Source organism: Pseudomonas sp. NPDC077186 (assembly GCF_044543505.1).
Lineage (GTDB): Bacteria > Pseudomonadota > Gammaproteobacteria > Pseudomonadales > Pseudomonadaceae > Aquipseudomonas.
The window spans coordinates 666,792-692,703 of the sequence record NZ_JBITWE010000003.1; the positions used below are offsets into that span (position 1 = coordinate 666,792).

General features: G+C 60.3%; 22 protein-coding genes and 1 pseudogene. 15 read left to right on the forward strand and 8 right to left on the reverse strand.

The genetic code is table 11. The features are described 5' to 3' along the window. Positions 1-270: 270 nt before the first annotated feature. Both ACIGKL_RS15045 and ACIGKL_RS15050 read left to right on the forward strand, forming a co-directional pair. Positions 271-1,212 (forward strand): sodium-dependent bicarbonate transport family permease, encoded by a 942-nt coding sequence (locus ACIGKL_RS15045; protein ID WP_397487416.1) that lies wholly within the window; start codon positions 271-273, stop codon positions 1,210-1,212. Position 1,213: 1 nt separating this feature from the next. Then, a complete protein-coding gene (locus tag ACIGKL_RS15050) occupies positions 1,214-1,516 on the forward strand; it encodes a P-II family nitrogen regulator (RefSeq protein ID WP_021443749.1) in 303 nt (100 codons plus the stop codon). 209 nt (positions 1,517-1,725) lie between these two features. On the opposite strand, the gene ACIGKL_RS15055 is transcribed toward ACIGKL_RS15050, so the two are convergent. Both ACIGKL_RS15055 and ACIGKL_RS15060 read right to left on the reverse strand, forming a co-directional pair. After that, positions 1,726-2,454, reverse strand: coding sequence for a carbonic anhydrase (locus tag ACIGKL_RS15055; protein WP_397487417.1), 729 nt, complete (start codon positions 2,452-2,454; stop codon positions 1,726-1,728). A 135-nt stretch (positions 2,455-2,589) separates the two neighbouring features. Then, positions 2,590-3,423: pseudogene (locus ACIGKL_RS15060) on the reverse strand (PA0069 family radical SAM protein); the annotation flags it as partial. Positions 3,424-4,243: 820 nt separating this feature from the next. On the opposite strand from ACIGKL_RS15060, the gene ACIGKL_RS15065 reads away from it, so the two are divergent. The 3 genes from ACIGKL_RS15065 (at position 4,244) to ACIGKL_RS15075 (ending at position 6,476) form a co-directional block, all read left to right on the forward strand. After that, positions 4,244-4,723 (forward strand): YqhA family protein, encoded by a 480-nt coding sequence (locus tag ACIGKL_RS15065; protein ID WP_397487418.1) that lies wholly within the window; start codon positions 4,244-4,246, stop codon positions 4,721-4,723. Positions 4,724-4,823: 100 nt separating this feature from the next. Further along, positions 4,824-5,471 (forward strand): GNAT family N-acetyltransferase, encoded by a 648-nt coding sequence (locus ACIGKL_RS15070; protein WP_015278138.1) that lies wholly within the window; start codon positions 4,824-4,826, stop codon positions 5,469-5,471. Positions 5,472-5,915: 444 nt separating this feature from the next. Then, complete coding sequence (locus tag ACIGKL_RS15075; protein WP_003245852.1) at positions 5,916-6,476, forward strand: hypothetical protein; 561 nt, start codon at positions 5,916-5,918, stop codon at positions 6,474-6,476. Positions 6,477-6,796: 320 nt separating this feature from the next. Here the strand turns inward: ACIGKL_RS15075 and ACIGKL_RS15080 are convergent, their stop codons facing one another. Beyond that, positions 6,797-8,230 (reverse strand): IS1182 family transposase, encoded by a 1,434-nt coding sequence (locus tag ACIGKL_RS15080; RefSeq protein ID WP_247722410.1) that lies wholly within the window; start codon positions 8,228-8,230, stop codon positions 6,797-6,799. Positions 8,231-8,499: 269 nt separating this feature from the next. Between ACIGKL_RS15080 and ACIGKL_RS15085 the strand changes: the two genes are divergently transcribed. From ACIGKL_RS15085 to ACIGKL_RS15115, 7 genes are all read left to right on the forward strand, one after another. After that, positions 8,500-8,886 (forward strand): antitoxin Xre/MbcA/ParS toxin-binding domain-containing protein, encoded by a 387-nt coding sequence (locus tag ACIGKL_RS15085; RefSeq protein ID WP_031653040.1) that lies wholly within the window; start codon positions 8,500-8,502, stop codon positions 8,884-8,886. A gap of 220 nt (positions 8,887-9,106) precedes the next feature. After that, the gene (locus tag ACIGKL_RS15090; protein ID WP_031653039.1) at positions 9,107-10,045 is read left to right on the forward strand and encodes a chromate resistance protein ChrB domain-containing protein; all 939 of its coding nucleotides are present in this window, start codon (positions 9,107-9,109) and stop codon (positions 10,043-10,045) included. After that, the gene (chrA, locus tag ACIGKL_RS15095) at positions 10,042-11,403 is read left to right on the forward strand and encodes a chromate efflux transporter (RefSeq protein WP_031653037.1); all 1,362 of its coding nucleotides are present in this window, start codon (positions 10,042-10,044) and stop codon (positions 11,401-11,403) included. Before ACIGKL_RS15090 ends, chrA begins: the two co-directional genes overlap by 4 nt. A gap of 10 nt (positions 11,404-11,413) precedes the next feature. Beyond that, positions 11,414-11,740 (forward strand): rhodanese-like domain-containing protein, encoded by a 327-nt coding sequence (locus ACIGKL_RS15100; protein WP_031653036.1) that lies wholly within the window; start codon positions 11,414-11,416, stop codon positions 11,738-11,740. 14 nt (positions 11,741-11,754) lie between these two features. Beyond that, positions 11,755-12,207, forward strand: a complete 453-nt coding sequence (locus ACIGKL_RS15105) for a chromate resistance protein ChrB domain-containing protein (protein ID WP_031653035.1) — start codon at positions 11,755-11,757, stop codon at positions 12,205-12,207. A gap of 106 nt (positions 12,208-12,313) precedes the next feature. Further along, complete coding sequence (locus ACIGKL_RS15110; protein WP_048512615.1) at positions 12,314-12,619, forward strand: hypothetical protein; 306 nt, start codon at positions 12,314-12,316, stop codon at positions 12,617-12,619. 682 nt (positions 12,620-13,301) lie between these two features. Continuing rightward, on the forward strand, positions 13,302-13,505 hold the full coding sequence (locus ACIGKL_RS15115; RefSeq protein ID WP_042924256.1) for an ATP-binding protein: 204 nt from the start codon (positions 13,302-13,304) through the stop codon (positions 13,503-13,505). Positions 13,506-13,565: 60 nt separating this feature from the next. Here the strand turns inward: ACIGKL_RS15115 and ACIGKL_RS15120 are convergent, their stop codons facing one another. The 3 genes from ACIGKL_RS15120 to ACIGKL_RS15130 all read right to left on the reverse strand — a co-directional run bounded on the left by ACIGKL_RS15120 (position 13,566) and on the right by ACIGKL_RS15130 (position 18,216). Continuing rightward, a complete protein-coding gene (locus ACIGKL_RS15120; RefSeq protein ID WP_045733278.1) occupies positions 13,566-13,820 on the reverse strand; it encodes an XRE family transcriptional regulator in 255 nt (84 codons plus the stop codon). Positions 13,821-14,078: 258 nt separating this feature from the next. Further along, positions 14,079-16,364, reverse strand: a complete 2,286-nt coding sequence (locus ACIGKL_RS15125; RefSeq protein WP_397487419.1) for a hypothetical protein — start codon at positions 16,362-16,364, stop codon at positions 14,079-14,081. A gap of 979 nt (positions 16,365-17,343) precedes the next feature. After that, positions 17,344-18,216 (reverse strand): LysR family transcriptional regulator, encoded by an 873-nt coding sequence (locus ACIGKL_RS15130; protein ID WP_003245859.1) that lies wholly within the window; start codon positions 18,214-18,216, stop codon positions 17,344-17,346. Between the two features lie 103 nt (positions 18,217-18,319). Here ACIGKL_RS15130 and ACIGKL_RS15135 point away from each other — a divergent pair, with 103 nt between their 5' ends. Continuing rightward, positions 18,320-19,846, forward strand: coding sequence for an NADH-quinone oxidoreductase subunit L (locus ACIGKL_RS15135; RefSeq protein ID WP_045734606.1), 1,527 nt, complete (start codon positions 18,320-18,322; stop codon positions 19,844-19,846). Continuing rightward, positions 19,843-22,290 carry a YbcC family protein gene (locus ACIGKL_RS15140; RefSeq protein WP_045734605.1) on the forward strand — a complete coding sequence of 816 codons (2,448 nt, stop codon included), beginning with the start codon at positions 19,843-19,845 and terminating at the stop codon, positions 22,288-22,290. The genes ACIGKL_RS15135 and ACIGKL_RS15140 overlap by 4 nt, the downstream gene beginning before the upstream one ends. Before the next feature lie 813 nt (positions 22,291-23,103). Here the strand turns inward: ACIGKL_RS15140 and cysD are convergent. Both cysD and ACIGKL_RS15150 read right to left on the reverse strand, forming a co-directional pair. Continuing rightward, positions 23,104-24,039 (reverse strand): sulfate adenylyltransferase subunit CysD, encoded by a 936-nt coding sequence (gene cysD / locus ACIGKL_RS15145; RefSeq protein WP_045734604.1) that lies wholly within the window; start codon positions 24,037-24,039, stop codon positions 23,104-23,106. Beyond that, a complete protein-coding gene (locus ACIGKL_RS15150; protein WP_234427171.1) occupies positions 24,036-24,893 on the reverse strand; it encodes a DUF6671 family protein in 858 nt (285 codons plus the stop codon). Before ACIGKL_RS15150 ends, cysD begins: the two co-directional genes overlap by 4 nt. A gap of 95 nt (positions 24,894-24,988) precedes the next feature. On the opposite strand from ACIGKL_RS15150, the gene ACIGKL_RS15155 reads away from it, so the two are divergent. Continuing rightward, the gene (locus ACIGKL_RS15155) at positions 24,989-25,912 is read left to right on the forward strand and encodes a LysR family transcriptional regulator (RefSeq protein ID WP_003245867.1); all 924 of its coding nucleotides are present in this window, start codon (positions 24,989-24,991) and stop codon (positions 25,910-25,912) included.

Below are 25,912 nucleotides of genomic sequence, written 5' to 3' on the forward strand. Positions count from 1 at the left end.
GGCGCGCGCGTGTTGTCCCGGGGGCCGCAAGGCTCCCTTTTTTTGACCACGCGGGTGCCGGCGTGTCTGCGCTTTCCGGTCATGTCCCGGTGCGTCGCCCGTTGGCGAGGCAAAGCAGGGCGATCAGCACCGCCCTGTGCCGGGGCATGGCCTTTTCCTTCGTGTCTAGGGTGCGCCGTGCGCACCGAGGCAGGCGGTCAATAGAGTGACGGGTGCGCACGGCCTGGGCGGCCCCGCGGCACCCTACAAGGTTGGGGGAGGTGAGCTGACGTGACTCTGGACCCGGTGGTGCTGTTCTTCGTCTTCGGCCTGGTCGCCGGCCTGCTCAAGAGCGAGCTGAAGTTGCCGGCGGCGCTGTACGAGACGCTGTCGATCATCCTCCTGCTGGCCATCGGTCTGCACGGCGGCGTGGAGCTGGCCGAGCAGGCCAGCCTGCAGCTGCTCGGCCAGTCGGCGCTGGTGCTGGCGCTCGGCGTGCTGCTGCCGCTGCTCGCCTTCGCCTTGCTGCGCGGCCTGCGCTTCGACCGCATCAACGCCGCGGCGGTGGCGGCGCACTACGGCTCGGTCAGCGCCGGTACCTTCGCCGTGGTGGTGGCCTATCTGCTGGCCAAGGGCGTCGCGTTCGAGAGCTATATGCCGCTGTTCGTGGCGATCCTGGAGATTCCCGCGATCCTGGTCGGCATCGTCCTGGCCAAGGGCATCTCGCGCGAGACCCACTGGGGCGAGCTGGGCCGCGAGATCTTCCTCGGCAAGAGCATCATGCTGCTGCTCGGCGGCCTGGTGATCGGCGCGATCGCCGGCAAGGAGGCGATCAAGCCGCTGGAGCCGCTGTACACCAGCATGTTCAAGCCGGTGCTGGCGTTCTTCCTGCTGGAGATGGGCCTGATCGCCTCCGGCCAACTCGGCGCGCTCCGGCAGTTCGGCCTGCGCCTGGCCGCCTTCGCCCTGCTGATGCCGCTGCTCGGTGCGTTGATCGGCGCCCTGCTGGCGCGCTTCATGGGTCTGAGCCTGGGCGGCACGGCGATGCTCGCCACCCTGGCCGCCTCGGCCTCCTATATCGCCGTGCCGGCAGCCATGCGCCTGGCGCTGCCGGAGGCCAACCCGTCGCTGTCGCTGACCGCTTCGTTGGGGATAACCTTCCCTTTCAATATCCTGCTCGGCATCCCGCTGTACCTGGCGCTGGCCGAGCGATTGATCGCCTGGGGGCTCTGAGATGAACGCACATAGCCGCACCCTGCTCACCGTGATCTGCGAGGCGGCGCTGGAGAAGAAGTTGCTGGCCGACCTGGAGGCGCTCGGCGCCCCCGGCTGGACCCTGTCCGACGCCCGCGGCCGCGGGCACCGCGGCGTGCGCAGCGCCGATTGGGATACCGAGGGCAATATCCGCCTGGAAATCATCTGCGGCCGCGAGCTGGCCGAGCGCATCGCCGAACACCTGCAGGCGCGCTACTACGACCATTTCGCCATGGTCTGCTACCTGGCGCAGGTGGAAGTGCTGCGCGGGGAGAAGTTCTGAGCCGCGGCAGATCAGGATTTCGTAGGGTGCGCTGTGCGCACCAGCCTGTGCCGGCCAAGAGCTCGCGGCTAAAGCCCCTCCCACGGTCGCGGCGTGCTTGGTGGGAGGGTCTTTAGCCGCGACCCTCAGCGAGAGGACCTTGGTGCGCGCGGCGCACCCTACGGCCCCTCTTCGGCCATCAGCCGGAGAGGGGGCGAGGCGCGCAGCCTTCAGGCCTGCGGGTAGCGCGCGCGCGGCGTGGCCATCGGCACCTTGTCGCCATCGAGCGGCAGGAAGCTGCCCAGCTCGGCGTCGTAGGCGCGGATCTGGCTGGTCTCGATGTCGTAGACCCAGCCGTGGATGAACAGCTGACCGCTAGCCAGCTTGGACGCCACCGAGGGGTGGGTGCGCAGGTGGTCGAGCTGGGCCACCACGTTTTCCTCGGTGAGCACGGCGAGGGTTTCCTGGTCGTTGCCGCAGCTGCAGTTCTCCGCCACCACCGTGCGCGCCACTTCGGCATGGCGCAGCCAGGCCTTGACCGTGGGCATGCTTTCCAGCGACGCCGGATTGAGCACCGCCTTCATCGCGCCGCAGTCGGAATGGCCGCAGATGACGATGTGCTGCACGCCCAGGGCCATCACCGCGTACTCGATGGCGGTGGACACGCCACCCATCATCTGGCCGTAGGGCGGCACCACGTTGCCGACGTTGCGGTTGACGAACAGGTCGCCCGGCGAGCTCTGGGTGATCAGTTCCGGCACCACCCGCGAGTCGGCGCAGGTGATGAACATGGCGCGCGGGTTCTGGGCGGTGGCGAGCTTCTTGAACAGCTCTTCCTGCTGCGGGAATACCTCGTTGCGAAAGCGTTTGAAGCCGTCGACGATGCTTTGCAGCGCCTGCTCGGCGGTTTCGTTGCCCTCGTGGGTCTGAAGCGGAATGACCTGGTGTTTGTAAGGCATGCCCTGAACCTCTATGAACCTGAAAAGACGCTGCTAAACCGACAGCCGCAGCCGCTGGCGAGTCACACGCCAAGTGTCGCCTCACGGCCGGTGCGGCGACAACCCGCAGGCCCGTGCAGACTGTGGCCGGGTGCGTCAGAGCAGGGCCAGTTGTCCGCCCGGCGGGGCGAAGCGGCTGCAGTCCAGTTGCAGGGCCTGGCGTCGCTGCAGGCCGAGGCGGCGGATGGCCAGGGCGAAGCGCTGCGCCAGCAGCTCGGCGAAGGCGCCCTCGCCGCGAAAGCGCGCGCCGAACCGGCTGTCGTACAGCTCGCCGCCGCGGCTCTGGCGGATCAGGCTGAGCACGTGCTCGGCGCGCTGCGGGCGATGCGCCCGCAACCACTCCTCGAACAGCGGCGCCACCTCGCGCGGCAGGCGCAGCAGCATGTAGTTGGCGCTCTGCGCGCCGGCCTGCTGCGCCGCGTCGAGCAGGCGCTCGAGCTCCATGTCGTTGATCATCGGAATCATCGGCGAACACAGCACGCCGACCGGGATATCCTGTTGGCGCAGCACGCGGATCGCCCGCAGGCGCGCCGAGGGCGCCGCCGCGCGCGGTTCGAGGATGCGCTTGAGCTCGTCGTCCAGGGTGGTGAGGCTGATATACACCGCCACCAGGCGCTGCTTGGCCAGCTCGGCGAGCAGGTCGAGGTCGCGCAGGATCAGCGCGCCCTTGGTGACGATGGTCACCGGGTGGCGGTAGTCGAGGAGGATCTCCAGGCACTGGCGGGTCAGCCGCTGCTCGCGCTCGATCGGCTGGTAGGGGTCGGTGTTGGCGCCCAGGTTGATCGGCGCGCACTGGTAGCCGGGCTTGCTCAGCTGCTGTTGGAGCAGGGCGGCGGCGTTGGTCTTGGCGATCAGCCGGGTCTCGAAGTCCAGCCCCGGCGACAGGTCCCAGTAGGCGTGGCTGGGCCGCGCGTAGCAGTAGATGCAGCCGGTGCTTATCCATTAAGTCAACCCCTAGACACCGATGTGTGAAGGTATCACCAGGGAGAGGTAGAAATACCGGGTCTAACAGAAATGAATCGCATCCGCGGCGTGACCTAGGGCCAACGGGCTCATCGGCATTGGCTGCCCAGCTAACAGCAGATGTCGGCTCCTTAACAAGCCTCGACCAGAGCCGAACCTGCCACTACGTCATAGGTTTATGGCTGCAGGTAGTGAATCTTCCCAGCTTTTGAGACACACGATGCCACTTTTGGCTGGAAGTTCCAGGTAGTAGCAGGCCGGAATCGGCCAGAAGCGGCCACTAATTTCTTGGCAATCAACAGCAGAAAAAGCATTATGGAAACAACTGCTCACGCGCAGTCCCATCTTCGGCGGCATGAATGCCTTGCTTATCTCACACAAGCATTCATTCCTGCTAGCTTTGGCGACATGCTGTGAAGCGCGGGCTTATGCCGCATTCGGCTATAACTGGCTTATACCGCGTTCGATATAACGTCGCAGCAGAAGGGAGTGAAAGATGCATAAAACACTGATCCGCAAGAGAAAAGTCAACATTGTTAGCGAAATGTTAGGCTGCGTATTAGTCGAGCGTTCGGTCTAATCACTGTTAGTGGCTTTTCTCCAGGTCATGTCAGGGTCACGAACGTTTGAAGTAATCCAGCAGTAATCCGACAGCTCCAGTGTTCGGCTAACGCCGTAGAAAGCACAATCTAGAGGTTGATTAACGAGATAGTAGATGGTCCGGTGAAACCGACTAAGAGAAAATTGTGAGTCTGTAACTGACGTTGTGACGCGGCCCGGAGAAATTATGATCGAGAGAGTTTTCAGAAGTAGTCGGTTTATGGTGTGGGTGGCAGTCGTTATCTGTGCGGTGTCATCTTTGCTCTTGTATGGTACCTCGGTTAACATAATCTGGAATACCGCACTGGATGTAGTACGTGATATACCTGTCTCTGCTGACGACGGCAAGAGCCTCGCGGTTCGCCTCCTGAAGCTGTTGGATCTCCTGCTGATCGCTATTACTTTTCAGATCATGGCGGTTAACCTGTATCGTCTGTTCATCCGTCCGGTGTCTGATGATGACAGAGAATCCCAAAACCCTCTGGACATTAAGAGCTTCCATGATTTGAAGATAACAGTAAGCCAAGTGGCTGTTGTGATACTGGTGGTTCTGTTCCTTGAGCAGGCGGTAGAGATTGGCGCTACGATCGCTACGTTATACTTTGGTGCTGCCATCGGTATCATTATTTTGGCCTCGGTATTCGCGTGGAAGAATATGAAAGACTGATGCACAGCACGCGGTTAGACGTCACCTGCTGGTTGCCTGAACTAGAGAGGCAACCACTCCGCAGAGAATGTAGGCGGCCAACGCTTCATGGGAGCCTGCTTTGGGCAAGAGCCAACGTCACGGGCGTCTGCCACTAACCAATCCAAGCATAGCGACACCATTTCGGTTGCGGCTTCGCCTTCACTACAAAGCTGCGCGTGTTGGCGGCGTTATGCGCATCCATAGAGAGGGTACTCTTATTATTGAAATCAGGAAGGCAGAAAAAGCGGACGTTCCTGCGATACTCGACCTTGTTCGAGGAAAAGCGGAATTCGATGGGTGTTTGAATTCGCTTCAATCTACGGAAGCTGACATTGAGGAAGCTTTCTTCTCCGAACAACCCAAGGCGTTTGCGCTCTTGGCCATGAAGTCAGGCGAGGCCGTGGGTATCGCGACGTACTACAGTATCTATTCCACGTTCATTGCCAAGCCTGGCATTTGGCTAGACGATCTGTTTGTCTATCCGCAGTTCCGGGGAAGCGGTGTGGGCGAAGCTCTACTCTCAGAGCTGTGTATCCTCGCTCAGAATACTGGCTGCGGGCGTATTGACTGGATCGTGGCTACCGACAATGATCGAGGAAGGAGCTTCTACGAGCGCTCGGGCGCTCGGATATTCGAAGAGGTACGGCGTGCCCGGTTAGATGAATGTGCGATCAACGCACTTGCAGAGAAAGCGCATAACAAAGCAATGCACCCGACAAGCGGGTGATTGCGGCGTTAGGCAAACACATGAAGATTTCAGCTGCAGCAAATACTCTCATTCCTGCCTTGCTAGTGCTAGAGCGAAACGGATATAAAATCACATCCTCAGAAGATGGCGAAACCTGGCCCTGCCTTTCGTAACCGCCGCTGTTTTTCCGGGCGGCGGTGACGGCCAGGCGGGGCGGCTTCGGTGGTTTTTTGTCCGTGGCGGCTTCACGTTTCGCGGTGTAAAGTGGCGCTGGGGTTGGTCGCTGTTTCGCCTGTGCGCCCATTCTCCGGCCTAACCCTACATTCGAGAGGGACTGGCCGATAAGCGTTCTTTTACGGCCTGCGGTTTCTTGAACTTTCGGGGCTCCGTTCACGTTTCGTGGCGGCCAGCCCCTCAATTTGAACGTTAGGCACAGTCAAACACGCAACAATCCAATTCTTTCAACCCAGAGGTCTCCCAACTATGAAAGTCAAACTTGTAGCATTAACAGCATTAGTCGCACTTACCTCAAATATTGCGAACGCAAACGAGCCCATCGTTGTAAATCAGGCAGTAACAGAGAAGGAAGCATTAACAGCTCAGCAAGCATGGTGTGCTGCTCTTCTTGATATCAACGCCGCATACGAAAAGGATGGAAAAGTAGCAGCGAGAGCATTGGCCGAGAAAGTCATAGATTCCGCTTACGCCTACCAAATGGGCGCAGTACTCTTTAAGCCTACGCTCACGGTGAACCCTCAAACATTTCGCCCCACACGTGCCGGTGCGCTATCTTATTTCGTTGGCGGTGACCCATCCTTCCCTGCCGACACAGGTTTTGCTCTAAAAGGCTGGAAAAAATGTGAGCCTGTCACTTCTGCTATTTTTCTTGATGGCAATAGCGCAATTACTATGGGGAAAGTTCACTTCACAGATAAAAATGGGAAAGTGACTACCGTTGACAAAACGTGGGGTTACGTTAAAGACGATGCGGGAAATTTGCGCATTAACCTTCACCATTCATCATTGGAGTACCAACCTAAGTAAATCCGCTATAAACCCATAGGCAGTGGAGTTGTTGCCTAACAAGTCATTCCAGCGGACTGCCTACGGCAGCCGCTGAATTCCAACGTTAGGTTATCCGAGCAAAAGTGACCCGCCCCTCATTCCTCAGTCACTGTGAATGTCCGCTTCTGGCCCAGGCCGTGTAAAAACACAGCAAGCGATGGCAATCAACTGGCGGGGGATTTTCTCGGTGCCCAGAAGGCCGTCGGAGGCCCGATCAGGTGCAATCGGTGATTCTTTGCTTGCGGCACTTTAGACCTCGGCGCGCCTGCTGGAGGGCGGCAAGAGCCGTAAAACAGGCCTCAGGCCTTCATCGCGGCCATCAGGGCACCGCTGCCCAGCAGGTTCAACACGCGTTTGAGATTGTAGGCGAGCACATGCAGGCTCATCTCGGTACTCACCCGGTCGAGCGTTCTGGTGAGGAAATGGGTGGCACCCATCCAGGATTTCAGCGTGCCGAACGGGTGCTCGACCGTCTGACGGCGGATTCGCATCATCTCGGGCGCTTGATCCAGACGACTCTGCATCGCTTCGAGCACTGCTTCATGCTCCCAGCGGCTCACTCGGCGTGGCTGTGGACTCGGTGTGCACTGCTCTTTCAGCGCACAACCTTGGCAATGCGAACTCCAGTAACGGTGCATCTTCAGCCCTTTCTCGACACTAGAGAAACGCCAGATCAGGCTTTGCCCAGCCGGGCATCGGTACTCGTTCTTTACTGCGTCATAGATGAAGTCACCTTTGCCGAAGCGGCCCGCCGCTGTCGCTCCTGAGGTCAGCGTCTTGGGCACGAAAACGGTGATTCCAGCCTCATGGCACGCCAGGATTTCTTCGCCTTTGAAATACCCTCTGTCTGCGACCGCCGAGAGCTTCTCGACACCCATGGCCTCTCGTGCTTGCTTGGCCATGGCGCTCAGTTGATCGCGATCGACCCCGTCGTTCGTGACCTCGTGCGTCACGATCAGGTGGTGCTTCGCGTCGACCGCCGCCTGCACGTTGTAACCGACCATTCCGCTGCCCCGCGTCTTCATCGAACGGGCATCGGGATCGGTCAGGGAGATCTGCTTATCCGGGGTTTCGTTGAGCTGAACCTCGATTTCCTTGAGCTCCTGCAGCTTAGTTTTCAAGGTCGCGATCTTGTCGTGAAGGCGTTCGGCTTTGACCTGCGCCACGGCAGGTTCCTGACGATCTGCGGTATCGAGTGCCGTCAGGTAGCGGCTGATGCTGGATTCGATTTCTTCCATCCGCCGTTGCAGCTTGGCACTGGTGAAGTTGCGGTCGCGATTGTTGACCGCCTTGAACTTGCTGCCGTCGATGGCCACCAGCGCCTCGGCGAACAGACCGAGCTGCTGGCACAGCACGACGAACTGCCGACAGACGCCGCGGATGGCCTTGCCGTTATCCTTGCGGAAGTTGGCGATGGTCTTGAAGTCCGGCATCAAACGTCCGGTCAGCCACATCAACTCAACGTTGCGTTGAGCCTCGCGTTCGAGACGGCGGCTGGACTGGATGCGATTGAGATAGCCGTAGATGTAGATCTTCAGCAGGTCGGCAGGATGGTAAGCGGGGCGACCTGTTTCAGCCGGGACGACGCCCTCGAAACCCAACTGGCCAAGGTCGAGTTCATCGACGAAAACATCGACCACCCGCACCGGGTTGGTGTCCGCCACGTAGTCATCCAGGATCTCGGGAAGCAGCGCGCTTTGGCCTCGATGCTCTCCCTGGATAAAACGCTTCATTGGCGCCCCCGCTGATTTCGAACCCATCAAATCACAGCAAGGTCGATGCCAGAGTTTTTACACAGCCTGGGCCGGTTCCCGCCAGTCGAGACCGACGCCTCAAGGCCAGAAGCAGCCGGTCAGTGGGTGACCACGAAAAAAGGGGCGATTCAGTTGGTTTGGAATCCGCCTCAGCACTTCAAGGGCTATGCTGCCGGGGTCGCATGGAAACACGCGCTTCACGCCCAACTCCAGACCCGGCTGGTAGAAACAACTGTAGTGGTCTACTAATGCAAAAGCTCTACGATCGGCTAGGTTTGCCAAAAACGCATTACCGGATGCATCAGGCGTTGCTGGCCGGGCTTCCGGTCACGCTGGTTGCGGATCTGGCGCATGAACTGGGGTTGCGTCGCACACAGGTCGCAAGGTGGGTGGGAACCTCGTTTCGACACTCCGTGATGTCTGCCCGGACAGGCGAGGTGTTTTGTCGTCTCGTCGAGACCTTGGACGCCCTATTGGAACTCCATGAGGAAGATCTCGATGGCGCGCTGCGCTGGCTGACCTCACCGATTCTGGCGCTAGCCTCCGAGCGGCCGATCGATCTGCTCGTTACTGAGCCGGGCCGTAGGGCAGTACTGCAAGTGATTCACGCGCTCGAGCACGGCTTGCCGGCCTAGGGGCTGACTGTGTATTCCAGTGATGCTGACACCCAGTTCCAGCGATTGTGACCCGTCCATGCTGGAGGTTCCGCCCCACCCATTCCAGTGGTTGTGATCCACTCCGCTGATGATTCTGACCCGCCCCGAAAGCCGGTAGGTACACCGCAAGCGCTTGCGGTCTCCTTTGCCCTGGATCAATATGTAGAGAATCATTCATAGCTGAATATATCTCTACACAATGAAGCTGCTAGCACTCATCCTTTCCTTGCCCACCGAGAATGCCACTGCTCGGCAACGGGCTTGGCGCTCGTTGAAAGCCTCCGGGGCAGCTGTGCTGCGTGACGGTGTCTATCTGATGCCTGAGCGCGAAGGCTGTCGCGCCACCCTGGATGGTTTGGCCTCAGATGTACGGGACGCTGGCGGGGCAGCCCATGTGCTGCGCGTCGAAGAGCCCGAGGGGGCGAACTTTACCGACCTGTTTGATCGCGGCGAAGACTATGCGGCCGTCTTGGGTGAAGTCGTACAAGCGCGGAATGTGCTGACTGCCGATACCGTGCAGGACACGCTCAAGCAGGTGCGCAAGCTCCGCAAAGCTTTCGCCAGTCTGGTCGAAATCGATTTTTTTCCTGGCGAGGCACAACAGCAAACGGATAAAGCCTTGCAGGAGTTGGAGCTAGCCTGCGCCCGCGCCCTGTCCCCGGATGAGCCGCACGCCATGGCCGGTGTCATCGCGCAGCTGCATTCATCCGACTACCAGGGGCGCACCTGGGCGACACGACAGCGGCCGTGGGTGGATCGCTTGGCCAGCGCCTGGCTGATCCGCCGCTTTATCGATCCGCAGGCCAGGATTCTGTGGCTGGCCAGTCCTGGGGATTGTCCGGCCGATGCGTTGGGCTTCGATTTCGACGGCGCGATCTTCAGTCATGTCGGCAGTCGCGTCACCTTCGAGGTGCTGGCGGCAAGTTTCGGCCTGGAGCAACCCGCTATCGCTCGGCTGGGCCTGCTTGTGCATTACCTCGACGTGGGCGGCGTACAGCCGCCCGAGGCCACAGGCATCGAGAGCGTGCTGGCCGGACTGCGCGAAACCCTGACCCAAGACGATCAATTACTGACTGCCGCTTCCGCCATTTTTGACGGTTTGCTGGCCAGTTTCGATAAAGGAGTACCCTCGACGTGACGCAAACAGCCGCGCAGAACGCGGAAACACTGACGCAAACACCGCAGGTCAGCTTCTGGCAGGCCTTCGCTTTCTGGCTGAAGCTCGGTTTCATCAGCTTCGGCGGCCCGGCCGGGCAGATCTCGATCATGCACCAGGAGCTGGTGGAGCGCCGACGCTGGATATCTGAACGCCGCTTTCTGCATGCCCTGAACTACTGCATGCTGCTGCCCGGCCCGGAGGCCCAACAACTGGCCACCTATATCGGCTGGTTGATGCACCGCACCTGGGGCGGGGTGATTGCCGGGGCGCTATTCGTACTGCCGTCACTGTTTATCCTGATTGGCCTGTCCTGGCTGTACATCGCCTACGGCGACGTGCCGGTGATTGCGGGGCTGTTCTATGGGATCAAACCCGCCGTGACCGCCATCGTGGTACAGGCTGCTCACCGCATCGGCTCGCGGGCGCTGAAGAACAACTGGTTGTGGGCGATAGCTGCCGCTTCGTTTGTGGCCATCTTCGCTCTCAAACTACCGTTCCCGCTGATCGTGCTGGGTGCCGCCGTGATCGGCTATTTCGGCGGGCGTTTCGCCCCTGACAAGTTCAGCATCGGCGGCGGGCATGGTGCTAGCAAGCAATCCTTCGGCCCGGCGCTGATCGATGACGACACCCCGACACCGGAACATGCGCGCTTTCGCTGGCCGCGCCTGCTCTTGCTGGCAGTCATAGGCGCGGCGCTGTGGGCATTACCCATGGGCCTGCTGACCGCCCTGTTCGGCTGGGAAGGCACGTTGACCCAGATGGGCTGGTTCTTCACCAAGGCCGCGTTGCTGACCTTCGGCGGTGCCTATGCGGTGCTGCCCTATGTCTACCAGGGCGCAGTCGGCCACTACGGCTGGCTGACCCCGACGCAGATGATTGATGGCCTGGCCTTGGGCGAGACCACGCCGGGGCCGCTAATCATGGTTGTGGCCTTTGTCGGCTTCGTCGGCGGCTATGTGCAGCAGGTATTCGGTGCCGATCAGGCCTTCCTGGCCGGAGCCGTGGCCGCCAGCCTGGTTACCTGGTTCACATTCTTGCCGTCCTTCCTGTTCATTCTCGCAGGCGGCCCGTTGGTGGAGTCGACCCACAACGAACTGAAGTTCACCGCACCACTGACGGCAATCACTGCCGCCGTGGTCGGGGTGATCCTCAACCTGGCACTGTTCTTCGGTTACCACGTGCTCTGGCCGCAAGGCTTCAGCGGCCATTTCGATTGGCCATCAGCACTGATCGCGCTGGCAGCCGCCGTTGCCCTGTTCCGCTTCAAGCGTGGCGTAATCCAGGTGCTGGCGGCCTGTGCGCTGGTAGGTCTGGCTGTGCACCTGCTGCAAAACTGAGAGGTGGGAAATGAGTCGAATCTCGATTTGCGAACTGGCGGAGTGGCAGGCCGCAGGGCGGACGTTCAGCCTACTGGATGTACGCCGCACGAGCGTTCGGCTTGCCGATGCCACAGAAATCCCCGGCGCACACTGGCGTGATCCCGAAGCAGTCTTCACCTGGAAGGATCAGGTTCCACGGGACAGGCCAGTGATTCTCTATTGCGCCAAGGGGCATGAAATCAGCCAGGGTATCGCCGCCACACTGGAGGCCATGGGCCTGGATGCGCGCTACTTGATCGATGGTTTTGCTGGCTGGCACGGCGCTGGCCAGCCCACCCGGAGCCTATCCCGATAGGCAGGAGGTGCTGCATGAAGTGGATCACCCGTGAACGCCCGAAGATCGACCGGATCGCCTGCCCTTGGCTGATCGCCCGTTTTATCGATACAGAGCCGGAGTTTCTCTACGTGCCGAGTGGCGATGTGCTGCGCCTGGCGCAAGAGGAAGACGCGACGCCTTACGACATTCCCGGTGTCGAACTCACTCATGAAGGCGAGTTGTGCAGCTTCGATGCGTTCTTGAAGAAGTACCAACTGGACAAGCCGGCCTTGCAGCAACTGGCGCAGATAGTGCGTGGGGCCGATACCTCAAGGCTCAATCTCACGCCTCAGTCGGCGGGGCTGTATGCCATTTCCCTGGGATTGTCGAAGACCTTCAGTGATGACCATGAAATGCTGCGCCATGGCCTCATCATGTACGACGCCCTGTATGCCTGGTGCAAGGACTGCCAGGGCGAATCGCATAACTGGCCGCCACAGATGTGAGGCGACTGCCAGCCACTGCCAAGCTCCACGATAATGTTGCAGGCTGTAGGGTGGTCGTGCATCTCCGTGATGGTGATGCACGGCACTTACTCAGAGGAGATACGCAATGCTTTTACCGGGTGCAGAAGCGCTGGGAATGACGCAACGCCAATGCCTGGATTTGCTGGAAAGCGCCGAGGATACACTCGACTTCCTGACGTCCAGCCTGACCTACCTGATTCATGCGGAGAGCCAGCAGGCGCAGCCAGATATGGCCCTGATCGCAGAGTGGGAAGCCTTGGATCAGGAGATATTCGACGTGCAGTATTCGCTGCCGGGCTCGGACGTGAAGGTCTATCAGCAGGTCATTGAGACTTATGGTCAGCGCAACCGCGAGCTACGCCCGGTTGTTGATCGGTACATGGCGAAGTAGCTGACGGCTGTACAGGACGCCCTGCACCAGAGCGTTTGCCACCCCATTGTCTCCGCACGTCTTCTCGGCATCGGTGCCAGCCCTCGGCCCGTATGAGCATTGGCCAAATCAGCAGCGGATGCTCATGCAGGTGCTGATTAATCAGTCGGTAAGTCTGGTGGGCCTTGGGCGGTAGGCCATCAGGGCTGTGCAGTAGATCAAGCAGCATGCTCACGGCATTCCCATCGCTGAGTTCCTGCTGCCGCTCACCGAGCAATTGCCACAACAGCGGGCGACGCTCAGTCAGCCAGGCCGCAATGCCCTGTTCGGGGAACAGCACCACGGGAGTGAAGAGCCCTTCATGGAACTCCGTCACTTCCTTGGTCAGGATGCGATTTACCGCCTTATCGAACCGCTCTCTTTGGCGAACGCCTGACTTGTAGCGTGCCGCCGCAGCTTGCGTTCCGACCTCATCCTGGAGCGGAACATGGGGAGAGTGGTGTGCACAGAGTTTTCGTCCTGGTAATGGCTGCCGCCAACACAGCGTGCAAAAGCTGAACGGATCAACTCGCTGGCCATTTTCCAAGCGCAAATGACTCTGCACGGGAATCTTCAGTTGAGTACACATGCTGAGGAAGTAGGTGACCTCAATGACAGTAGGGAATGTGTACTCCCTTGGCGGCCAGGTCGTGTAGAACCCACGGTGGGGTATACCTTGCTGGATATTGTCGATCAGCGCATGCAGACCGGCTCGCTGATCATCACCAGCCAGTTCCCCACGGAGCACTGGCACAGCATGTTCAGCGACGCCACACTGGCCGAGGCCATCCTGGATCGCATCGTCCACCGCTCGCACCGTATCGGGCTCAAAGGCGAGTCCTTGCGTAAGCAGGCTGCCAAGGCGTGATGATCAACAACGAAGGGGCGATGCCCCTTCGTTATTTTCGCGCACGCGAAAATAACCGAGTCAGTGAGGCTGCATCTCAAGGTGGCGTAAGCAGGCATGCAGTACGGCCTCATCGGCATGTCTGAAATTCCCCTTTAGCCAGGCCTCCAGGCAAGATACCTCAGTGCCCGTCACTGCCGACGCCTGATCCAGTCCCAGAGCCTTGGCAGAAATAGCATCACCGATACGCACGACGAGCATGGCTTTGCGCTGCATTGCGTCAGCATCGGCGCAGCCGAGATCGGTATAAATATTCTGGCTGCCTTCTTCAATCAATTGCGGCGACCTACGAGGAAGGGGGGGGTGGATAGTTTAGCGCTTGAGGGGTGGGTCAGAATCATCAGCATGGTGGATCACAATCACTGGAATGGGTGGGTCAGAACCTCCAGCGCGAGTGGATCAGATCCACTGGAATAAAGTGTCAGAACCGCAAGCGCCCACAGGCTGACCGCTCTTGGGTGAGCTTTATAGGCGTTTATAGTCAATTATGGAGTCCTATTATGGACGTCCGATTCGCTTCCGATTTTTATCGCTTCACGCGCTCGCAGCGCCTGGCTCGTCTTCTGGAGCGCCGGTCGAGGGCATAACGGCAGTGCTCGCAGCAGGTTGGATAATAAATGCCTCAGCCGGGAAGAACTGTTGGAATTTATATAGGGCGTTCTGGAGCAGATCATCCCTGTTCGGGTAGTCCCCGCTGTAGCGGCCCGATTTGGCGTTGATCTGCCAAGTACCGTTACCAATCTTGTGCATTTCTCCGGCAATCCGAGCAGGTTGAAATGCGGTGATGCTGGGGTGCCCGCATTTCTCCAGTCGACCATCGATCTTCACCTCGAACTCCTTACCGATTAGCAGTGCTCCATCTTTTGCGACAGCCCAAATTAGGTAGGTTGTTCTGCGAGAGGCGAATTTTTTGTTCAGCTCTACGATAGGCATACGTGGAGCATCGTAGAGCCGGACAGCTGTCGGGTTATTGAAAATGTCTTGGCCTTGAATTTCTTGTGCCTTGAGGTAGAGAGGAGCTCTTAGCCCCCCATAGGTCTCCTCCAGGTAGGCGTCTATAGACGCGTCCACTTCGACGAGGCGGCGCATGAATGACGGGAAGAACTGGCCATCCTTTGCTTTGAAGCTTGCTGCCGTTGGGTTCAACCGCAGCAGCCTCAGTATGCCTGTCCCGAGGATCAGGTTATCAGTGAACACGGCTGAGACCGCGTCACCTTGAGGAACGTCTGTAGCATCGATGAAAACCTTGAAGATCGGCAGGCCGTTGAATAGAAACTGAGCCTCCCACTGGAACCTGGCAAAGCCCTTTGTCAGGAACTTAACCTTTTCCTTTTGCCACAGTTCGGTTTCTTCAGCAGACGGAGTGAGCGGAGTGTTGAGCTCTTCTTCCGCTGCGTGTGGTTCAGCTTCTGGCTTCGACGCATCCTCGGAGTTTGCTGATGTTGGCTCGGAGGTGCCTTGAAGAGTCACTGGGCCCTGCTCAGCTGGTTCCGTGCTAATCAAAGGCTCGGTTGATTCTGATGTGACGTCATCATCTGTTGGGTGTGTTTCTACGGTTCTGTAGTCCAGGTTCCGATCTATCACCTCCTGACGAATGTGGGAAATTTCCCTTAAGCGAATACGGAAGGAAATTCCATCTGCGACATTGGTCTCTTCTGCGGGGAACCATGTTTTCCAGTCCAGGGCGACCTGCTTTTTGATGCGGTCGCAGGTCTCCAAGGCAAAATAGAAGGGTAGGCGAACCTTTTTATCTGTCGGCACGATGAGGACATCAGGCTCGATGAGCTCAACGGGATCGCTCCAGGTGCCATCCTCGTTCATCGTTTGAAGCGCCAACGCCCAACACTCCCGCATCGGCTTTCGCTTCATGGAATAGCCAGCAGTTGGGATCAGCTTTGCTCGGACGTAGGGACCGAGCCGGTCGTCATGGATGTATAGGATCTTTTCGTGATCCTGTTTGTAGCCAACGATGCAAATTGCATGGTTACCTTCACGCGTTGGTCTTTTCTTGCCTGGCCCGCTCAACGAGTAAACGTCCCCAATGAAAATTAGGGGCAGCTGGCTATCGATGTGGCTCACTACCGTTTCAAAGAAGCGTTTTTCATCGGTGCCGCGAAGGTTTTCCTGGTGATGTCTCAATCCTTCAGCATCAATGGAGCGCAGCATCTGCTCGGTGTTCAGCTCCGTGTTGGGGAAGCTGTTTGACGAACCGCTGCGGTCGTTCAAGGCGTTCATCGTGATCTCGCTACACGAATGGACGCTTCGAATGCTGTGCCACTGCAAGGCATGCAGTGCAGACCAAATGGCTGTCGTTGCACAGGCGGCAATGACCTTGTCCTGCTCTTGGAAGGCGAGGGATTCGACGCTTAGGCTGATCCCAAAAAGGTCGACCTTGTACTTTCGGCTGAGGCGGCGCTTGCGTTTGGCCGCGGTGGACTCATCCTCCATCACCTTGAGGCAGGTTTTGCCAATAAAGGTTTTGGGAAGCGGCTTGATCACCATGAACCCCAGGTAATGAGCTTGCAGCGTCTTCACCAACTCGTCGGCTCTCGGGCCACCAGCGAGGATCTCGAAAACCATACCGTGATCCAGGGCGCAGGCGAAGAAATGCATCCGGGCGCATTTGTGTCCATCGTTGCCATAACGCTTGGCGTAGTAGCGCGAGAAATCTTCCAGGAAATCCTTGTCCACGTACTGAAATTCGAGCAGTACCGTTTTCGCGTCGAGCCGGTTCAGGTAGTTGAAGATGTAACCTACTTGGCGCTTTATCAGGATGTCCGGAAAATCGTAACCAAAGCATTCGCGCACCAGATTGGTCATGGTGGACTGAGCAAATTGAGATACGAGATACGGAGTCATAGACATAAAAAAAGCAGCCTTTCGGCTGCTTTCCTTGAAATAGGGATTAGAGGCTGCAGGTCTTCGCCAACTGCTCGCTAGTCACTGCCTTCGCAGCGATACGGGTCTCGATTTCACGGTCGTATATCTCCATCTGCCGGCGCGATTGCTCTAGGCGTCTAGAGACGTTTCGATCAGCGTCAACCTTGTTAGGGCTACGGGACAGGGAAATCAGTGCTTGCAGGCTCATGGCTATCTCGTCCAAAGGGCACGTCAGGTTCGCACTCAGGGTGCGAGCGTCGAAGGCATCATCGAACACAATCGAACTGTCAGTAAGGGTGGCTTCAGGCGTCAGTGAGCTGAAGCGACCGACGATTCTACTGGCGATTGATCAAAAACTCATCACCGGAATTCACTTTCCTACGAACCACTCGACGAATGCAACAGAATTCATCGTTACGACATCGCAATCGCGTTGAAGGTTTGATCCAAACGATTCACGAGGTGAGTGAAGCACAGGCTTTAGCGTTCGCAAGGCCGGCAGGCCTGGAAAGCGTCCAACGTAGAGGTTATCGGCATCGAGTCCCAGATATTAAAGCGGATCCCATCTCGCATCCAGAAAAAATCTGCCGACGAAAGGTAGGCACAATTTCCCCGCGCTCGTGGCAGGAAGCTCCAACAGCTTCCTGCCATTGGGGTCGCCAGCCAGTGATCATGAACCCTATTTACGTCCGTCTACGTGGGCATCGATTGAGGCATTCGTAACGCTTTGCTGCTGGATCGGGAAGCCAAGCCACTACTGAATCGCTCCTAGTTTCGTAGACACATCCGACTGACTCCTTTTGGCCGGCCCCTGCACCATGCGACAGGCTCAAAGCGGCCAGAAGCGGCCGTTAAGTATTTGTGAATGAACCAGGACCCAATGACATTAGAAATCGGGTTGATATTTCATCTCTAACAATCATGACGGATTCAGCAGTTCATCCAGAATGCCAAGGCCAAAGTGGCGCTGGAGCGTGACCGCAAAGAACTGCTCGGCAATGTCTGGCAGCTCGGCATACAGCTGCAGGGTGCCGTTGAGCAGCTCGTCCTGCACAACAACGGCGGGGAGCAGGGCGATGTCGCCGGAGTCACGTGCCAGCAGACGCAGCATGGCCATGTCGTCAACCTCGGCGCAGATGTGCGGGCTCAGGCCGTGGCTGTTGCAGTAGACCTCAAACTGGCTGCGAATATCACTGCTGCGTCCCGGCACAATCAGGCGTGCCTGCTGCAGGTCAGCTGGCAAGGTGAACGGCGCTAGCCCCTTTCGGGGCGGTCCCACCAGACATACGCTTTGCCGGTCCAGCAGGCGGCAACGCCAGGCTCGTTGGCCATCTCCACTGACCGCCTGGTTGGTCAATACCACATCCAGTTTGTGCAAGGCTAGACGCTCCAGCAACTCCTCCAGGCTACCGGACTCCAGGGTGATACGCACCTGCGCACGGCCGAGAAAGGGCCGCAGCAGATTTTCCTGAAAGTTACGCGACAGGGTTGCAACGGCGCCGATTCGTAAAGGCTGGATGTCCTGCTGAGCGCCTTGCAGGGTCATCTGCAATTCGCTGCCCAGGGCAAAGATGCTCTCGGCGTAGTCCAGCACCAGTCGTCCCGCTTCGGTCAGCGTCAGGCTGCGACCGCTGCGAATAAACAGCGCGTGGCCCAGCTCGTCTTCCAGGGTGCGGATTTGTGTGGACAGCGCCGATTGCGACACATGCAGCGAGTGGGCAGCGCGTGTGAGGTTGCCTTCCTTTGCCACGGCCCAGAAGTAGTGCAAGTGGTGAAAGTTGAGTCGGCGCACGCTGGATTCCTAAAAAGAGAATGATCCATTCATATCAATCTATTTTTAATACTTCAAGCGCTACGGGAGACTAGATCCAGTTGATGGATTAGGAGCTACGCCCGTGCCGATCATTCTCCCGCCCCTGGTCGAACTGTTGCCCTGGGTGTATGCCCTGACGCTGATTCCAGCCAGCCTCTTACACACTCGCGAGCACCTCTGGTGGTCGGCCCGGGGTGCCGGCTACCTCGGTTTGAGCCTGGTTCTGGCGGCCTGGCTGCAGGCGGCTCTTAACGAACAGAATGATGATCGACTGGGCCTGGCGATGGCGGGTTTGATCAGCCTGCTGGCGTTGGTGATCATCGACTATTCCCGGCGCTACCTGGAGGGCGAGCTCGGGCAGCAGCGTTATGTGCTGGCCTTGCTCGGTACGCTGGCGGCAGTGGCCACCGTTGTCACCAGCACTGATCTGATTGTGCTGGTCGGGGCCTGGATTTTTTCCAGCCTGTTCCTGCATCAGCTGCTCACATTTTACCGCGACCGCCCGCAGGCCCTGGTGGTGGCGCACAAGAAATTCCTCGCCAGTCGCCTGGCCGATGTCTGTTTGCTGCTGGCTACCGGATTGCTAGTGCGCGCTGGCGGTGACAGCAGCATCGCGGTGATTCTCGACGCCGTGAACAGCCGCCTGCAGGCCAGCGGCCAGCTCGGTTGGGACCTGCAACTGGCGGCGTTGCTGCTGGCCCTGGCGGTGATCCTCAAGTCGGCGCAACTGCCGGTGCATGGCTGGCTGATCCAGGTAATGGAAGCACCGACGCCGGTGTCGGCGCTGCTGCATGCCGGGCTCGTCAATCTTGGGGGGTTCCTGCTGCTGCGCTTCGCGCCGCTGTTTTCCGCCGCCGTGCCGGCGCAAAGTTTGCTGGTACTGGTTGGCGGCCTGACCGCCGTGATCGCCGCGTTGGTGATGATGACGCGCATCAGCATCAAGGTCCGCCTGGCCTGGTCGACCTGCGCGCAGATGGGTCTGATGCTGCTGGAGTGCGGCCTGGGGCTCTACGAACTGGCCCTGGTGCACCTGCTGGCACACTCGCTGTACAAGGCCCATGCCTTCCTCGCCGCTGGCGAGACAGTGGCCCAGGCGCGCCAACATGCCCTGCAGCCCGTCGCTCCGCTACCGGGTTTGGGCGATCTGCTGTGGGCCCTGCTGCTGGCCGGCCTGGCGCTAGCGCTACTGCAGGGTGCATGGACCTGGCTTATGCCGACCCACGAGCTGCCTCTGGTAGCCCTGGCCATTCTCGCCATCGGCCTGGCCCCTTGGTGCCTGCGCCGCGGGCAAATGTTGCAGGGGCTGAGCATGTTCGTGCTGCTGCTGGCGGCCTACCTGCTCTGGCACCAGGCCGCCGCCTGGATTCTGGATACCCCGTTAACGCAGGCGCCGCTGCTGCTGACCGGGCTGGCCCTGCTGCTGTTTGTCGGCCTGTACCTGCTGCAGGCGCTGATCCTGGCACGCCCCCAGGGCGCACTGTCGCAGCGCCTGTATCCGCTGGCCTTTGCCGGCTTCTACCTGGATGAGTACTTCACCCGTCTGACCTTCCGCCTGTGGCCGGTGCGTTCGCCCCAGCCCCTGACTTCGCCTACTGGAGATCGCCCATGACTGCGCTCGAACACTTCGCCAGCCTCGACCGGGATGCGCTGCACGAGGCTGCGCGTCAGGCCTGTGCGCGCATCGCCCCGACCTGGCCACTGGACCGCATGATCGCCGTCAACCCGCTGTGGGAGCGGCGTGAACACGCCTGGTCAACCGTTGCCGCAGAACTCTGGCAACGTGCCGGCAGCCCGATGACGCTAAGCGCCGCAGACTACCGGAACGCCTGGCAGGAGGGCCGCATTGGCGCACATCACCTACAGCAGGCCCTGGCTGAACAGGCTGACACTTGGACAACCGCGCAGTTGCTACAGGCCCTGGAGATGCCGCCGGAGGTAAAAAACGGGCTGCCTCTGCTGGAAGACCTAGCCGATCTCGGCATCCCGCTACCGGGTTGGCCGGTGCTGATCACCCAGCAGATTGGCCAGTGCTGCGCCGCCTGGTTTGACCAAGAACAGGCCGACTGGCGCCCGGATGCCGGCGCCGGGCTTTACCAGACCTGGCGCAGCAGCATTCTGGCAGACAGAGGGGTGAGCGTACTCAGTGACTGTCGCGACCTGCATGGGCGCATTGACGAGCTGCCATTGCAGCCATACGCGGCGCTTGAGGCCGCGGTGCAGCGCCTCGGGCTGAGTGCCGAGGACTGGGCACCCTGGTTCGACTGCCTGTTGCTGCGCAGCCTGGGGTGGGCCTCTTGGTGTGCGTACAAGCACTGGCAGGCCAACCTGCAGGGGCAGGATGACCAGACCACTCTGGAGTTGCTGGCCATCCGCGCCGCCTGGGAGTCGCTGGTGGATGATCGCCAGCGCGATGCGCAGAGCCGTTGGCGGCGTTGGCGCTCGGCCTGGCAGAACGGTTTGCAGCAGCCCCCCTCAGCCGCCTGGCAGGCCTTGCAAGTGTGGCAACGGGCCGACGAGCTGGCCTGGCAGGAACAGCTGCAACAGAAACTTTGCCGGGCGGAATCGGCAGCACCGCTGCAGGCGCCGCTGGCTAAGCTGTTCTTCTGCATCGATGTGCGCTCCGAACCCCTGCGCCGGGTCCTGGAGCAAGTCTGCCCCGAGCTTGAGACCGGTGGTTTCGCCGGCTTCTTCGGCCTGCCCATTGCTTACACGCCGCTGGGCACCGCCGCCACTCGCCCGCAGTTACCAGGGTTGCTGGTACCACAGCTGCAGGTCAGCGATAGCAGCGGTGATGCCGCGCAGGATGACCACCTGGCGCAGCGCCGCCAGGCGCGGCTGGCCCGTCAGGGACGCTGGCATCAGTTCGAACGCCTGCCGGCCTCGACCTTTACCCTGGTCGAGAGTATTGGCTTGGGCTATGCGGGAGCGCTGCTCGGGCGCACCTGTGGCCTGTCCTCGGGTACTGAAGAAGCACATCGCAGCGGCTTGCGTCCTGCAGAGTGGCAGCAGTTGCACCCGCAATTGCCAGCCCTGTCGCTGACCGAGAAGACCGATCTGGCCGCGCGCATTCTCCAGGCTATGGGGCTCAACGGCCCGGTCCCGGCGCTGCTGGTGCTGCTCGGGCACGGCAGCCAGAGTGCCAACAACCCCCAGGCGGCGGGGCTCGACTGCGGTGCCTGCTGCGGCCAGAGCGGCGAGGTCAATGCGCGCCTGCTGGCTGGCCTGCTCAACGACCGCGAGGTGCGCATCGAACTGCGCCAGCGCGGGCATGACCTGCCGGCTCACTGCCATGTGCTGGCCGGCCTGCACAACACCACCACCGACGAGGTGCAAGTGTTTGCCCACGCGTCGATTCCGGTGGCCCTTCAAGAGGACTGGCTGCGCGTGCGTCAGGCGCTGGACCTGGCCGCTGCCCAGGTGCGCCAGGAGCGCGCGGCCGGGTTGGGCCTGACGGCGCTGCAGGGGCAGCCGGTCAAACTGCTTGATCGGCTGCGCCGGCGTGCCCGTGACTGGTCGCAGACCCGGCCTGAATGGGGCCTGGCCAATAACGCCGCGTTTATCGCCGCGCCGCGCGCGCGTACTCGCGGTGTCGACCTGCAGGGCCGCGCCTTTCTGCACGACTACGACTGGCGCGAGGATGCCGAGGGCGCTGTGCTGGAGCTGATCATGACCGCGCCCATGGTGGTGGCGCACTGGATCAACCTGCAGTACTTCACCTCGACCACCGACAATGCGCGCTTCGGCAGTGGCAACAAGTTGCTGCACAACGTGGTCGGCGGGCATATCGGCGTGTTCGAGGGCAACGGCGGCGATCTGCGCATCGGCCTGGCCCGCCAGTCGCTGCACGATGGCCAGCAGTGGAGGCATCGCCCGCTGCGCCTGCATGTGGTGATCGAGGCGCCGCAGGCCATGATCGACCGGGTCATCGACAACCACCCCGTGGTGCGCGACCTGGTCCTGCATGGCTGGCTGTACCTGCTGCGCATGGATGGTCAACCCGCCCAGCTGGAGCGGCGCACCGCAACAGGCTGGCAACCGCTGCCGGGAGCCTGATCGATAATGGCCGCGCCTATAGGGCACGGCCTTGTCACATCTCGGTCAGTCCGCGCCGCCGGCTTCGCGTAGCGCAATCGGGTAGGAGGCGGGGTCGCCCCCGCCGTCCTCCCACACCACCGTACATACGGTTCCGTATACGGCGGTTCCTGCCTACTGACAGACTGCGTCAGCGAGCTTGGTTCCGTTGATGTGTCGCCTGTGGTAACTAAGCGCCCAGACCGGCCCTCGGAGTTTCCGACTCCTACCTCCTGATGGTCTCGACCGCCGCTGTTCACGACGTTTCTGCTTTACGCTCCAACAGAGAGCACACCTGACTATCCACTCATGACAGGTTCAGCCCTTCATCGCTCCGGTTCCGAGCAACTACTACGGCCTCTGCTGACTTCTGTTCGCCCATCCCGCCACCTCTCGGTGCCGGTAGCACGTGGCAGGCCAAACAGATCTCCCAGGGTAATTCGCGCGACCTTCCTGCTTATGCCTGTCGGATTTACGTCGTAGCGTTCCGTGCAAGTATCGGGCTTTGGCAATCGTTGCTACCTCACCCCGCTACGCCGCCTCTATCCGCTTCCTGTACGTCAGACCAGCATTTTGCCTCGGGCTTCCTTCAGATTCGCGGTCACCCGCGACACCCTTGCCTTCAGCTAACACTTCCCCTTGCCGGGTGTGTAGAGGACTTTCACCTCCAAATCGTCCGACTCACCACCACAGTGAGCCGAACAGCGCCAGTCACGGCACTACGCGCCATGCCTGGCGCACAACAAAAAGCCGCCTGTTTATTCAGGCGGCTTTTTATTCAGTACTGCGAGCCGGTTAGAAGTACCCCTCGATTTTCTTCTTTTCCATCGAGCCATCCTGGTCATGGTCGATGATGCGGCCCTGACGTTCGGAGGTCCGGGTCAGCAGCATTTCTTGGATGATCTCCGGCAGCGATTGCGCCCTCGACTCGACAGCGCCAGTCAGTGGGTAGCAACCGAGGGTGCGGAAACGTAACCAGCGTGTCTGGATGCTCGCGCGCTGCTCTGGGGTGAGGTGCGCCAGCAGGCGCTCGTCGTCCACGCAGATCAGCGTGCCATGCAGCTCGACCACTGGGCGCGGCGCCGCCCGGTAGAGGTCGACGATCTCGATCCCTTCGAGGTGGATGTACTGCCAGATGTCCAGTTCGGTCCAGTTCGACAGGGGAAATACCCGCAGGCTCTCGCCTGCGTTGATCCGCGTGTTGTAAAGCTGCCAGAGTTCCGGCCGTTGCTGCTTGGGGTCCCAGCGCTGGTGCGCGTCGCGGAACGAGCAGACGCGCTCCTTAGCCCGTGACTTCTCTTCGTCGCGGCGCGCCCCGCCAAAACAGGCATCGAAACCGTACTGCGCCAGCGCCTGCTTAAGCGCCTCGGTCTTCATGATGTCGGTGTACTTGGCCGAACCCACGGAGAACGGGGTGATGTTCAGGCGCTCGCCATCGGGGTTGATGTGTACGCGCATGTCCAGCCCCAGGCGCGCGGCCAGGCGGTCGCGGAACTGGCCCATTTCGGCAAACTCCCAGCCGGTGTCCACGTGCAGCAGCGGAAAGGGCAGCGGCCCCGGAAAGAATGCCTTGCGCGCCAGGTGCAGCAGCACGGTGGAGTCCTTGCCGATCGAATAGAACAGGCAGGGGGTGCGCATCACGGCCACCACCTCGCGCAGGATGTGCATGGCTTCGGCTTCGAGCGCGCGCAGGTGACTCAAGCGCTGATTTGCAGGGACGAAAGCATTCATGGGTTGCATAGCTCACATTGGCCGGCACTGGCTAATTGGGTCACGGGATGTCGTTCTTCATGCTGACAGGCCGGGCACACCCAGATGTGTGCGGCCGCTAATGGGGTGCTCAGACCACAGTCCACGCATAGCAGGCCGGGCTCGCTGCGCGCCACGGCAAAACCGCATGCCTGACAGCTCGGGCAGTGGCTGCTCAGGCGCTTCGCCAGTTGCCCCGCGGCATCACGGATCACCGTCTGGCGTAGCGGGTTCAGATGGGCGCGCATGTCGGTCTCCAGCCAGATCTTCGGTTCGCGCGCCAGCAGCCAGTCCAGTTGAGCGAGCAGCCAGTCGCGCTCGCGAATACCCTTACGGAACCAAGCTTCGCCGGGACGCCCGAGAATCAGGGCATGTTCGGGAAAGCGGGCGCGCTGCATAAAAATCTCGGCGCCTTCCAGGCTGTCGACCTCGACCTGGGCATAGTTGGTCGCTCCCGAGCCTGCCAAGGCAAAGACCGGGTACTGCAATTCTGCATCCCACAGGCAGAGAATTTCGTAGTCCCAGGGCATCCAGCCCAGGTGCGGATCACGGCCGAAGCTGCCTTCACTGCCCAGCCCGTAGCGCACCCCGCCTAGTGCACAGGCCAGTTTGGCTTTGCTAAGCGCAGTGTCGTGGGCGCTGCCCGTACGCGCGACGTCGCGGCTGAAGGTGCCAAAGTGGTCGGTGTCGTAGCTGCTGATCGATTCGATGCACAAGCCCAGAGGAGCCAAGGCGTCGGTGACTAACCGGCCCTTGTCATGGCAGGTGAGGAAGGCAACGGGTTGCACCTGGTTCAACGCAGCGGGGTGCCCATGCGGGGCGAGAGCGGCAGACATGGCGAGAATCCCTGAAATGACGACACAGGCATTTTCTCCAGTACTTGATATAGTCAAAAATAGATTATCAGCCTAAAAACCATCGGTATTTAGCAATGCAGAGACCGCGCTTCCATACCCGTCAGACCACGTTTCGCCAGCTGGAAACCTTTCTCGCCGTGGCCGAGCGTCTCAGCGTGACAGAAGCAGCCCGTGCCCTGCACCTGGCCCAGCCTTCAGTGTCGACGCAGGTCGCCAAACTTGAGCAGGCGCTGGGCATGAACCTGTTCGAGCAACTGGGCAAGCGCTTACACCTGACCGATGCCGGGCGCGAGGTGCAGGCCGGGGCTCGGGAAATCTTCGATGCCCTCGATCACCTAGAAATGCGCCTGGCTCACCTCAATGGCCTGACTGCCGGGCAGCTCAGGCTGGGAGCGGTGACCACGGCCAAGTACCTGGTGCCACGCCTGCTGGGGCCCTTTTGCCGGCAGTACCCTCAGGTTGAGGTCGAGCTGAACATCGCAAACCGCTCGGAAGTGATCCGCCGCCTGGAAGACAATCGGGACGACCTCTATGTGTTCAGCCAGCCGCCGCGCCATCTGGATCTGGACGCCATGCCGCTGGCCGATAATCCGCTGGTGGTGATTGCGCCGGCCGGCCATCGTTTCACCGGTCAGCGTATTCGCTGGGAGCAACTGGCTGCGGAGCCGTTTCTCAGCCGTGAGCCAGGTTCCGGTACGCGCTTGGCCATTGAGGAGCACTTTGCCCGCTTTGGTTGGGTGCTGAAGCCGCAGATGACCATCGAGAGCAACGAAGCGATCAAGGAATCCGTCGCGGCGGGGCTGGGTATTGCCATCCTGTCGCGACATACCCTGATTCACACAGCACCGGGCAATCTGGTCGAGCTGGATGTAGAGGGGTTTCCGATCCCCAACCGCTGGTACCTGGTGCGCTGGCGGACCAAGAATCCGTCACCGGCGGCGCAGGCCTTCAGTCGCTTTGCCGAAGTGCCGCTGGAGACCCCAACACTGCCGGAGTGA